This is a genomic window from Streptomyces sp. NPDC059371 (assembly GCF_042751995.1).
Lineage (GTDB): Bacteria > Actinomycetota > Actinomycetes > Streptomycetales > Streptomycetaceae > Streptomyces.
Genome location: NZ_JBHYXD010000010.1, coordinates 83,650 through 95,556, shown reverse-complemented (window position 1 = coordinate 95,556; position 11,907 = coordinate 83,650). Strand labels below are relative to the sequence as shown.

At 68.5% G+C, this 11,907-nt stretch carries 7 protein-coding genes and 1 tRNA gene; all 8 read right to left on the bottom strand.

What is annotated here, in order from left to right:
• Window positions 1-422 precede the first annotated feature (422 nt).
• The 8 genes from ACFXGX_RS08845 to dnaN all read right to left on the bottom strand — a co-directional run bounded on the left by ACFXGX_RS08845 (window position 423) and on the right by dnaN (window position 10,827).
• A tRNA-Ile gene (locus ACFXGX_RS08845) sits at window positions 423-499 on the bottom strand.
• Window positions 500-600: 101 nt separating this feature from the next.
• Window positions 601-1,323, bottom strand: a complete 723-nt coding sequence (locus tag ACFXGX_RS08840) for a DUF3566 domain-containing protein (RefSeq protein ID WP_384786790.1) — start codon at window positions 1,321-1,323, stop codon at window positions 601-603.
• 18 nt (window positions 1,324-1,341) lie between these two features.
• Window positions 1,342-3,933 (bottom strand): DNA gyrase subunit A, encoded by a 2,592-nt coding sequence (gyrA, locus tag ACFXGX_RS08835; RefSeq protein WP_384786786.1) that lies wholly within the window; start codon window positions 3,931-3,933, stop codon window positions 1,342-1,344.
• Between the two features lie 42 nt (window positions 3,934-3,975).
• On the bottom strand, window positions 3,976-6,039 hold the full coding sequence (gene gyrB, locus ACFXGX_RS08830; protein WP_384786784.1) for a DNA topoisomerase (ATP-hydrolyzing) subunit B: 2,064 nt from the start codon (window positions 6,037-6,039) through the stop codon (window positions 3,976-3,978).
• Window positions 6,040-6,792: 753 nt separating this feature from the next.
• A complete protein-coding gene (locus ACFXGX_RS08825) occupies window positions 6,793-7,368 on the bottom strand; it encodes a DUF721 domain-containing protein (RefSeq protein ID WP_384786781.1) in 576 nt (191 codons plus the stop codon).
• On the bottom strand, window positions 7,365-8,489 hold the full coding sequence (gene recF, locus ACFXGX_RS08820; protein WP_384786778.1) for a DNA replication/repair protein RecF: 1,125 nt from the start codon (window positions 8,487-8,489) through the stop codon (window positions 7,365-7,367). The genes ACFXGX_RS08825 and recF overlap by 4 nt, the downstream gene beginning before the upstream one ends.
• Before the next feature lie 142 nt (window positions 8,490-8,631).
• Window positions 8,632-9,507, bottom strand: coding sequence for a phosphogluconate dehydrogenase (NAD(+)-dependent, decarboxylating) (gnd, locus tag ACFXGX_RS08815; protein WP_384786775.1), 876 nt, complete (start codon window positions 9,505-9,507; stop codon window positions 8,632-8,634).
• Window positions 9,508-9,696: 189 nt separating this feature from the next.
• Window positions 9,697-10,827: a DNA polymerase III subunit beta gene (gene dnaN, locus ACFXGX_RS08810; protein ID WP_384786772.1), complete on the bottom strand. Its 1,131-nt coding sequence runs from the start codon at window positions 10,825-10,827 to the stop codon at window positions 9,697-9,699.
• Window positions 10,828-11,907 lie beyond the last annotated feature (1,080 nt).

The following is an 11,907-nucleotide window of genomic DNA, read 5'->3' as shown; positions in this document are numbered from 1 at the left end:
ATATGTGTATAACACACCCCACACACCCTCATGTCGCGGCGAACTAGCCAACAACCCACCCCGGCCCCGGCCCGGGCCACTCGCACCAGTCCCCGGGCCTTCGGCATGCGCGGCTCCAGCGGCACCCGCACGGGAACACGGGACCTCAGTACCGAAGAGGGTCGCCGAAGACGAGCGCCGCCATCTGCGGGGCCCAGAGGCCCAGGTGAGCGCCACGACGAGAAACGCACAGAGGACGGATCCAGCCGCGGGAGCCCCTGTCGTACTTCCCGCGCTCGAAGGGATCCTGCCTGTGGCCGTGACCGTGACAGTGACCGCTGCCGGGCCCTTCAGAGGCATCGGGGTTGCCCGTGGCACCTCGCCAGCAGGAGTCGTCGTAAACGCCGAAGACCCCCAACCCTGAGGGTTGGAGGTCTTCGAACTGGTGGGGCTAACAGGATTTGAACCTGTGGCCTCATCCTTATCAGGGATGCGCTCTAACCAACTGAGCTATAGCCCCGCCGCGCTTTGCGGTGTGTGTCCCGCGCGCTGACCTCTGAAGATTAGCGCACGACGCGGCCAGTCCCAAAATCGATAGTCGGAGGGCGTTTGAACGCGCCCTCACTCGTCCTCTGCGAGGGTCAGCTCCACGCCGCCGACGAAGCCGGCGGAGAGGTTGTAGATGAACGCTCCGAGGGTCGCCAGAGCGGTCGCGAGGACCACGTCGATGACCGCGATGACCGACGTGAACATCAGGACGTGCGGGAGCGAGAGGAACGACTGGAGGTCGAAGCCGTTGGACTCGTTCGACCCTGTCGCCTCGGAGATCGTGCCGCCGACGGTCGAGAAGACGCCCATCGCGTCCATGACCATCCACAGCACTGCCGCCGCCACGATCGTGCAGATGCCGAGCGCGATGGAGAGCAGGAAGCTGACCTTCATGACCGACCACGGGTCGGCCTTGGCCACCCGCAGCCGTGCCTTGCGCACGCGCGGCGTCGTGCGCGCGCCGGTGCGCGGCCGGCGGACCGCGCCCGTCGGCTGCTGCTGCGCCGGGTACGCCTGCGGCGGGTGATACGGCTGCGCGGGCTGCTGCCCGTGCCGCTCGCCCGGCAGCGGTGATGCCGCCGGGGTCGGTGCCACCGGCGGCGTGCCCGGGGCGACCGGGGCCCCGACCGGGGCCGCCTGCCCGCCCGCGTGCTGCTGGGCCTGCTGGCCTCGGGTGTCCGTCACAGTTCCCCCCTGGGATCCATGAGACTCATGGGAGTCAGTCCCGTCCATGGCGGTGCCACGGCCGCCGTCCGTTTCCGTACCGGTCGATCCGGCGCCCGTGGCTCCACTCACGACGACTCACTCCTCGCGCTACTCGGCCGAGGACGGCTCGCCCTCTTCCGTACCGACGGCCTCGATGCCTTCAGCGGTCTCGTCCACGGCTTCGACGCCGTCGACCTCCTCCGCCTCCCGGCCGGCCTCGGCGTTACGAGCGATGCCGACCACGGCATCGCGCTTGCCCAGGTTGATCAGTTGGACGCCCATGGTGTCACGGCCCGTCTCCCTGACCTCGTTGACTCGCGTACGAATCACACCACCGGACAGTGTGATGGCGAGGATCTCGTCGGTCTCCTCGACCACCAGCGCGCCGACGAGGGACCCGCGGTCCTCGACGATCTTGGCGGCCTTGATTCCGAGGCCGCCGCGACCCTGGACGCGGTACTCGTCGACGGCGGTCCGCTTCGCGTACCCACCGTCTGTGGCAGTGAACACGAACGTACCGGGTCGAACAACATTCATCGAGAGAAGCTCGTCGCTCTCGCGGAAGCTCATGCCCTTGACGCCCGAGGTCGCACGGCCCATCGGTCGCAAGGCGTCATCCGTCGCCGTGAACCTGATCGACTGCGCCTTCTTGCTGATCAGAAGCAGATCGTCCTCTGCGGAGACGAGCTCGGCTCCGATCAGTTCGTCGTCGGATCCGTCCTCCGTCTCGCGCAGGTTGATCGCGATAACACCCCCGGAACGGGGCGAATCGTAATCCTTGAGCGGCGTCTTCTTGACCAGTCCGCCCTTCGTGGCCAGCACCAGGTACGGCGCCGCCTCGTAGTCGCGGATCGCGAGGATCTCGGCGATCGCCTCGTCCGGCTGGAAGGCCAGCAGGTTGGCGACGTGCTGTCCACGCGCGTCACGGCCGGCGTCCGGGAGCTCGTAGGCCTTGGCGCGGTAGACCCGGCCCTTGTTCGTGAAGAACAGCAGCCAGTGGTGCGTCGTCGACACGAAGAAGTGGTCGACGATGTCGTCCTGCTTCAGCTTCGTGCCGCGGACGCCCTTGCCGCCCCGCTTCTGCGAGCGGTAGTCCTCCGTCTTGGTGCGCTTGATGTAGCCGCCGCGCGAGATGGTGACGACGATGTCCTCTTCGGCGATCAGGTCCTCGATGGACATGTCACCGTCGAAGGGCACCAGCTTGGAGCGGCGGTCGTCGCCGAACTTCTCGACGATCGCGGCGAGCTCCTCGCTGATGATGCCGCGCTGGCGCACCGGCGAGGCGAGGATCTCGTTGTACTCGAGGATCTTGGCCTGGAGCTCGTCGTGCTCCTGGATGATCTTCTGGCGTTCCAGGGCGGCCAGTCGGCGGAGCTGCATCTCCAGGATCGCGTTGGCCTGGATCTCGTCGATCTCCAGGAGGCCCATCAGGCCCTCGCGCGCGATCTCCACGGTGTCGCTGCGCCGGATGAGCGCGATGACCTCGTCGATGGCGTCCAGGGCCTTCAGCAGGCCACGCAGGATGTGCGCGCGCTCCTCGGCCTTGCGCAGCCGGAACTTCGTCCGGCGGACGATGACCTCGATCTGGTGCGTCACCCAGTGGCGGATGAACGCGTCCAGGGAGAGGGTGCGCGGCACACCGTCGACGAGCGCCAGCATGTTCGCGCCGAAGTTCGTCTGCAGGTCGGTGTGCTTGTAGAGGTTGTTCAGGACGACCTTCGCGACGGCGTCCCTCTTGAGGACGATCACGAGCCGCTGGCCGGTACGGGAGCTGGTCTCGTCCCGGACGTCCGCGATACCACCGACCTTGCCGTCCTTGACCAGGTCGGCGATCTTCTGGGCGAGGTTGTCGGGGTTGGTCTGGTACGGGAGTTCGGTGACCACCAGGCACTGGCGGTTCTGGATCTCCTCGACGTCGACGACCGCGCGCATCGTGATGGAGCCACGACCCGTGCGGTACGCCTCCTCGATGCCCTTGCGGCCCACGACCAGCGCGCCGCTGGGGAAGTCGGGGCCCTTGATGCGCTCGATCAGGGCGTCCAGAAGCTCCTCGTGGGAGGCCTCGGGGTTCTCCAGGTACCACTGGGCGCCCGCCGCGACCTCGCGCAGGTTGTGCGGCGGGATGTTGGTGGCCATACCCACGGCGATACCGGCGGAGCCGTTGATCAGCAGGTTCGGGAAGCGCGCCGGCAGGACCGTCGGCTCCTGGTTGCGGCCGTCGTAGTTGTCCGTGAAGTCGACGGTCTCCTCGTCGATGTCGCGGACCATCTCCATGGACAGCGGCTTCAACTTGCACTCGGTGTACCGCATGGCGGCGGCCGGGTCGTTGCCGGGAGATCCGAAGTTGCCGTTGGAGTCCACCAGCGGCATGCGCATCGACCACGGCTGCGCGAGGCGGACCAGCGCGTCGTAGATCGAGGAGTCGCCGTGCGGGTGGTAGGTGCCCATGACGTCGCCGACGACGCGGGCGCACTTGTAGAAGCCCTTCTCGGGCCGGTAGCCGCCGTCGTACATCGCGTACAGGACGCGGCGGTGGACGGGCTTGAGACCGTCCCGTACGTCGGGCAGGGCACGCGACACGATGACGGACATCGCGTAGTCGAGGTACGAGCGCTGCATCTCGGTCTCGAGCCCGACGGGCTCGATACGAAGAGTGCTGTCGACCTCTTCAGGAACGCTCGGAGTATTCTCGTCGGTCATTGCTGGTGAAGATCCTTTCTGACGCGGTCAGCTGAGACCGACTCAGATGTCGAGGAAGCGGACGTCCTTGGCATTGCGCTGGATGAACGCGCGGCGCGCCTCGACGTCCTCCCCCATGAGGACCGAGAACAGGTCGTCGGCCTGGGCGGCGTCGTCGAGCGTGACCTGACCGAGCACGCGGTGCTCCTGGTCCATGGTCGTGATGCGCAGTTCCTCGGCGTTCATCTCACCGAGACCCTTGAACCGCTGGATCGAGTCCTCGCGGACGCGCTTGCCGGCTTGGCGGCCGAGCTCGATGAGGGCGTCGCGCTCGCGGTCCGAGTACGCGTACTCGAAGTCGTCCCGGCCCCACTTGATCTTGTAGAGCGGCGGGCGGGACAGGAACACGTGCCCGGCCTCGACCAGGGGCCGCATGAAGCGGAACAGGAAGGTCAGCAGCAGGGTGTTGATGTGCTGGCCGTCGACGTCGGCGTCCGCCATCAGGATGATCTTGTGATAGCGGAGCTTCGCGATGTCGAAGTCCTCGTGGACTCCGGTGCCGAAGGCGGAGATCAGTGCCTGGATCTCCTGGTTCTGCAGGATCTTGTCGATCCGCGCCTTCTCGACGTTGAGGATCTTTCCGCGGATCGGGAGGATCGCCTGGTACTGGGGGTTACGGCCGGACTTGGCCGAGCCGCCGGCGGAGTCACCCTCGACGATGAAGATCTCGCACTTGGTCGGATCGTTCGACTGGCAGTCGGAGAGCTTGCCCGGCAGGGACGCCGACTCCAGGAGTCCCTTGCGGCGGGTGAGGTCACGCGCCTTGCGGGCCGCCACTCGCGCGGTGGCCGCCTGGATGGACTTGCGGATGATGTCCGCGGCCTCGTTCGGGTTGCGGTCCAGCCAGTCGTTCAGGTGCTCGTAGACCGCCTTCTGGACGAAGGTCTTGGCCTCCGTGTTGCCCAGCTTGGTCTTGGTCTGGCCCTCGAACTGGGGCTCGCTCAGCTTGACCGAGATGATCGCGGTCAGACCCTCGCGGATGTCGTCACCCGTGAGGTTGTCGTCCTTCTCGCGAAGCAGCTTCTTGTCGCGCGCGTACTTGTTGATGAGTGAGGTCAGCGCCGCGCGGAAGCCTTCCTCGTGCGTGCCGCCCTCGTGCGTGTGGATGATGTTGGCGAAGGAGTACACGCCCTCGCTGTAGCCGCTGTTCCACTGCATCGCGACCTCGAGGGACAGACTCTTGTCCTTGTCCTCGGCTTCGAGGTCGATGACGGTGGGGTGCACCGCCTCTCCCTTGCGGGAGTTGAGGTACTTCACGAAGTCGACGATGCCGCCTTCGTAGTGGTACGTGACGGTCTTGACCTCGTCCTTCTCGTCAGCACCCGCCTCGTCCGCCCCGGCGACGGCCTTCGCCGAATCGCGCTCATCAGTGAGTTTGATCGTCAAACCCTTGTTGAGGAACGCCATCTCCTGGAAACGCCGGGAGAGCGTCTCGAAGGAGTACTCCGTGGTCTCGAAGATGTCCGCGTCGGCCCAGAAGGTAACCGAGGTGCCGGTCTCGTCCGTGGCCTCGTGCTGGGAGATGGGGGCCGTCGGGACGCCCAGCTTGTAGTCCTGCGTCCACCGGTGGCCGTCGGTCTTGACCTCGACGGAGATCTTGCTCGACAGGGCGTTGACGACGGAGACGCCGACGCCGTGCAGACCACCGGAGACCGCGTAGCCGCCGCCGCCGAACTTGCCGCCCGCGTGCAGCACGGTCAGCACGACCTCGAGGGCCGGCTTGCCCTCGGAGGCGACGATGCCCACCGGGATGCCGCGGCCGTTGTCGACGACGCGCACGCCGCCGTCCGGGAGGATCGTGATGTCGATCGTGTCCGCGTGGCCGGCCAGCGCCTCGTCGACCGAGTTGTCCACCACCTCGTACACGAGGTGGTGGAGTCCACGCTCACCGGTCGAGCCGATGTACATGCCAGGTCGCTTGCGGACCGCGTCCAGACCCTCGAGGACGGTGATGGCACTGGCGTCGTACGAGGAAGTGACCTCGCCGTTCGCGCCGGTGTCGGTGGACGGGATGTTCTCGTTGGGGTTGCCGGAATCGGCCACGAAGCGCCCTTTCTGGCACAGCACAAGCCGAACTCCCGGCGGGTGGCCGGAGCGGCTGCGGCGTGTTGCGGTGGTAAGCCTTAGTCAGCGTTGCTCGGTGCGTCCCACTAGTGGGGCGGGATTAGCTTCCAGTCTACCGGTAGCTCTGACAGTGATGGGGGTTTGCCGGTACCTGAGTCCGCATGTGCCGCCCTGAACCGGTCTCGCCCGACTCCCCATATGCGGACCCGGGCCCAAAGAGGCTTACAGCGGCACTCAGCCCTTCCGAGTGTCAAGCCCCGACTACTGACGGGTCAGGTCGCGGTCCACCGTCGCTCGCGGCCGCCCGGGGAGGCCTGCCGGAGCCCGTCGAGCAGGGTCCCGCCGGGTCGAAAAGGCTGCCTTCGGACAGGCGCCGACAAGCCTCTGATCAGCGGGTACGGGTGGTTTCCCGGATCGCCGGGCAGGAGGTGGCGGAGAGCGTCGCACCCCCCGGGTGAGGGTCACCGGGCAGGCGGAGGAACACGGGGTCGTCCGCGGGCGGGATCGGTGAAGGGTTCGGACGCGCGGTGACCGGTCGCCTCCTGTGCCGCGCGGCGGCGGCGCACACCCCGAAACGGGGCGCGGCACGGCTCGGCTCCGCCTCGGACGACGGCCGGAATTCGCCCATCGCCATCCGCCCAATCCCGGTCTGGCATGGCCTGGGCCGGGTCAAACTGGGCCGGCCACGATCTCCCGGCCCGGTGGCCACCCGGGCCGGCCGAGTACCCGGGCCGGCCGGTCACCCGGCTCGGCGGGTCACCCGTAGGTGTCGCCGGGCCCCGTGCTGCCCGGAGCGCGCAGCGGCCCGTACCGGCGCGGAGGGCCCGAGGGTCCCTGGACCTTGATCAGGCGCACGGTGCCGTGACCGAGGTCCTGGTTGAGCCGCGCGACGAGCTGCGGCGCCAGCAGGCGCAGCTGGGTCGCCCAGGCGGTCGAGTCGCACTGCACCGTGAGTACCCGCTCGGCCGGGTCGTCGTCGTAACGCAGCGGAACGCAGTGCTTGGCCAGGTCGTCGCCGACGATCTGCGGCCAGCGGCCCATCACGCCGCCCACCGCGGCCGGTGTCTCCCAGCCGCGCTCGGTGAGGAGCCGGTTGATGGCGGAGCCGAGCGCCATGGGGTCGCGTCCGTCGGCACCCGAACCGGAGCGCAGGCCGCCGCCGCGGCGCGCCTGCTTCTTCTGCTGGGCCGCGTCCCCACGCGCGCGTGCCTGCTCCTTCGCGGCCCGCAGCGCCACGCGCGCGAGGTCGACGCCGGACGGCTCCGGGGTCTTCTTGCGGGGTGCGGCACCGGACGCGCCCTCGGCACCCGTTCCCGATGTGTTCTCCGTCATAGGCGCTCCACCGTGCCTTCGGACACGGCGTACCGCGCCCCGGCCAGAACATCCGGTACGTCGTCGTCCACCGCGGCGGTCACGAGGACCTGCTCACCGGGGGCGACGAGTTCCGCGAGACGCTCGCGCCTGCGGCTGTCCAGCTCCGCGAAGACGTCGTCGAGGACCAGCACCGGCTCGTTGCCCTCGGCCCTGAGCAGGTCGTACGAGGCGAGGCGCAGCGCGAGCGCGTAGGACCAGCACTCGCCGTGCGAGGCGTATCCCTTGGCGGGCAACTGGCCGAGCTTGAGGACGAGGTCGTCCCGGTGGGGACCCACGAGGGTCACCCCGCGCTCGATCTCCGCCTTGCGGGTCTCCTCCATGGCGGTCATGAGCTGCCCGTAGAGCTCCTCGCGGGCGTGGCCCTCGACGCCGGGCGAGGACGCCTTGTACTCGAGGGCGACGGGCCCGCCGCCGGGCGCGAGCTGCTCGTACGCCTTGTCGGCGAGCGGCTGGAGCGCGGCGACCAGGTCGAGCCGCTGGGCCATCAGCTCGGCGCCCACGCGCGCGAGGTGCTGGTCCCACACGTCGAGCGTGGACAGGTCCATGGTGCGGCCGCCGTGCCGGCGGGCCAGCGCGGCCGACTTCAGGAGGGTGTTGCGCTGTTTGAGGACCCGGTCGTAGTCGGACCGGACACCCGCCATGCGCGGGGAGCGGGCGGTGATCAGTTCGTCGAGGAACCGGCGGCGCTCCCCGGGATCGCCCTTGATCAGGGCGAGGTCCTCGGGCGCGAACAGGACGGTTCGTACGATGCCGAGGACGTCACGGGGTCTGACCTGGGAGGACCTGTTGATGCGGGCGCGGTTGGCCTTGCCGGGGTTCAGCTCCAGCTCGATGAGCTGAACGCGTTCTCCCTGGCGGACATTGGCCCGGATGATCGCCCGGTCGGCACCCATGCGGACGAGCGGCGCGTCCGAGGAGACGCGGTGGCTGCCGAGGGTCGCGAGGTAGCCGACGGCCTCGACCAGGTTCGTCTTGCCCTGTCCGTTGGGCCCCACGAACGCGGTGACGCCCGGGTCCAGCGGGACCTCCACCCGGGCGTACGAGCGGTAGTCGGCCAGCGACAGATGCGTGACGTGCATGGTCGTTCGCCGACCTCCCCCAGCGTGGTGTTTCGGGTGTTGCGGGTTCTCTCCGGGGTCCGTGCGGACCCCGGTCCTCAGGTTCTTCCCCCGGCTGTGGACAACCGGGGGAACCCCGGGTGCGGAGAACCCGGGGCCTCGATCAGGCCTTCTCTACGGCGTGGCCGCCGAACTGGTTGCGCAGCGCCGCGATCATCTTCATCTGCGGCGAGTCGTCCTGCCGCGAGGCGAAACGGGCGTAGAGCGACGCGGTGATCGCGGGCAGCGGCACCGCGTGGTCGATGGCGGCCTCCACCGTCCACCGGCCCTCGCCGGAGTCCTGCGCGAAGCCCTTGAGCTTCTCCAGGTGCTCGTCCTCGTCCAGGGAGTTGACCGCGAGGTCGAGCAGCCAGGAGCGGATGACCGTGCCTTCCTGCCAGGAACGGAAGACCTCGCGCACGTCCGTGACGGAGTCGACCTTCTCGAGCAGTTCCCAGCCCTCGGCGTAAGCCTGCATCATCGCGTACTCGATGCCGTTGTGGACCATCTTCGCGAAGTGGCCCGCGCCGACCTTGCCGGCGTGCACCGCTCCGAAGTCGCCCTCGGGCTTGAGCGCGTCGAAGATCGGCTGCACGGCGGCGACGTGCTCGGCGTGACCGCCGTACATCAGCGCGTAGCCGTTCTCCAGGCCCCAGACACCGCCGGAGACTCCGCAGTCGACGAAGCCGATGCCCTTGATGCCCAGCTCGACGGCGTGCTTCTCGTCGTCCGTCCAGCGCGAGTTGCCGCCGTCCACGACGACGTCGCCCGGTTCCAGCAGGGCGGCCAGCTCGTCGACGGTGGACTGGGTCGCGGCGCCCGCGGGAACCATGACCCACACCACGCGCGGGCCCTTGAGCCTGCCCACAAGTTCTTCCAGGCTGTGGACATCGGCGAGGTCCGGGTTGCGGTCGTATCCGATGACGGTGTGACCTGCGCGGCGGATCCGCTCGCGCATGTTGCCGCCCATCTTGCCGAGGCCGACGAGACCGAGCTCCATCAGTTGTTCCTTAGGGGTTGCGACGTGGCGTGAGGGCACTCTCGTACCTGGGTCCGAGCCTAGACCGGGGGGTACCACCCACGCCTTTCGGGCACCGGTGGAACTCACGCACATCTGTGGGCATACCCGCTCAGACGTATGCCCGCCCGCGGTGCGCCCGCCGGCCCGGGGGACCGGCGGGCCACGGGGTCAGCCGGACAGACGCACCGGCATGATCAGGTACTTGTAAGCCTCGTCCGCCTCGGCGTCCAGTGCGGGCCTGCCGCTGAGCAGTGCCGGCTTCGTGGACGTCGTGAAGGAGAGCTGGGCCACCGGGGAGTCGATGGCGCTCAGGCCGTCGAGCAGGAACGTCGGGTTGAAGGCGATCGAGACGTCGTCGCCCTCGAGCTGGGCGTCGACCCTTTCCACAGCCTGTGCGTCGTCGCTGGAACCGGCCTCCAGGATCAGCACGCCCTGCTCGAAGCTCAGCCGCACGGGGGTGTTGCGCTCGGCGACCAGGGCCACACGCTTGACGGCCTCCACGAAGGGGGCGGTCTCGATGACGGCGATCGAGTTGAACTCCGTCGGGAACAGCGAGCGGTACTTCGGGAGGTCGCCTTCGAGCAGACGGGTGGTCGTACGACGCCCGGCGCCCTCGAAGCCGATCAGTCCCTCGCCCGCGCCGGAGCCGGACAGCGCCAGGATCACGCTGTCGCCGCCCGTGAGGGCCTTGGCGGTGTCCAGGAGCGTCTTGGCGGGCACCAGGGCGACGGCGGACGCCTCGGGGTTCTCCGGCTTCCACAGGAACTCGCGGACCGCGAAGCGGTAGCGGTCGGTGGACGCCAGGGTGACCTTGTCGCCCTCGATCTCGATGCGCACACCGGTGAGCACGGGGAGCGTGTCGTCGCGCCCGGCGGCGATGGCCACCTGGGCGGCGGCGGAGGCGAAGACCTCACCGGGGACGGTGCCCGTCGCCGACGGCATCTGGGGCAGTGACGGGTACTCCTCCACAGGCAGGGTGTGGAGTGTGAACCGCGAGGATCCGCAGACCACGGTCGCCCGTACACCGTCTGTGGAAATCTCCACCGGCCGGTTGGGGAGCGCACGGCAGATGTCCGCGAGGAGGCGGCCGGACACAAGGACCGTGCCCTCCTCGTCGATCTCCGCGTCCACGGAGACCCGCGCCGAGACCTCGTAGTCGAAGCTGGAGAGGCTCAGTGCGCCCTCTTCGGCCTTCAGGAGGAGGCCGGCGAGCACAGGAGCCGGCGGACGGGCCGGGAGGCTGCGTGCCGCCCAGGCCACTGCCTCCGCGAGTACGTCGCGTTCCACCCGGATCTTCACCGTTGCCGCCTCCGTCTGTTGCCGGCGCTCTCGCCCTGCTGGCCTTCGTCGTCTGACTCGGTGTCGTCCCGACTGCTTCGGGGCAGGACACCGGGGACCAGTCTGACGCACCGCGCTGACAGTCGTTGCCCCTCGGGGTCAAGTCGTGCCGAGCGGCAGTCGGGCCGCCGAGAGCAAGTTGTGCACAGCCCCCACTTCGAAACGATTCCCAAGCTCTCTCTAGTTGGTCTTAGTAGTAGGGGCTGTGGATACCGTGGATAACCCCGTTTTCGCAGCTCAGAGGCGATTTTTTGTCCACCGACCCTGTGGGTGAAGGCGGTGGACAACTCGGGGTCTCTGTGGACGACGAAAAGTTCTGCACACTCGGTCCACAGCCGGGGGCGACTTCTCCCCAGCGCCGTCCCCAGCTTTACCCACGTTCCCCACAGGCCAATCCGGCACCTCGGTGTGACGCCTTTCACTCGACGCGGTGAGATGGCGCGGCGCGTTGCCGAACAGTGGACAGAGATGTGGAGAAGCCGGGGATCGCTGGGGACAACTGACCTCAGCCTGTGGGCCGCCGGTGGACAACTTGGTGCACAGCCTGTGGATCTTCTCTCTGTCCACAGGCTGTGGAGAGTCTTCATCCACGAATCCACAGGCAGCTGACCTGGTCTGATGACCTTTCAACAGTGCTACCTGTGGAAACGATCTGGACAACTTCCCAGTCCCCAGGATGTGGACGGAAAAAAGTCACCACATCTGTGGAGAGTGGCCGTAACCAGGCTCGGATTCGAACAGCAGATGTCGAGTCGGTAGCGCCGCCAACGGGCCCGGAACCCCCGGAACGCGGTCCCGGAGCCCTCCAGAGGCGGCCGTGGAGCTCTCGGGAGGCGGCCCGGGAGCCCTCAGAAGGTGCGTGAACCGGTGCGGGACAGAGGCGTGAGCAGAGGGCGGGAAGGCGAGACGGGAGCGCGCGACAGGAGCCGGAGCGAGGGCGGGAACGGCGAAGGGGGGGGGGGGGGGGGGGGGGCCGCGCGCGCGACCGGCGGGGGGCGGGGGGGCGGGGGGGGGCGGCGGGGGCAGAGGGAGGGGGGCGGG

What these genes read in the sequence shown, in the direction of transcription:
- gnd (WP_384786775.1), bottom strand. Translation starts at nt 9,507, where the DNA reads ATGGAGCTCGGTCTCGTCGGCCTCGGCAAGATGGGCGGCAACATGCGC.
- ACFXGX_RS08825 (WP_384786781.1), bottom strand. Translation starts at nt 7,368, where the DNA reads ATGACGGAGAACACATCGGGAACGGGTGCCGAGGGCGCGTCCGGTGCC.
- gyrA (WP_384786786.1), bottom strand. Translation starts at nt 3,933, where the DNA reads ATGACCGACGAGAATACTCCGAGCGTTCCTGAAGAGGTCGACAGCACT.
- recF (WP_384786778.1), bottom strand. Translation starts at nt 8,489, where the DNA reads ATGCACGTCACGCATCTGTCGCTGGCCGACTACCGCTCGTACGCCCGG.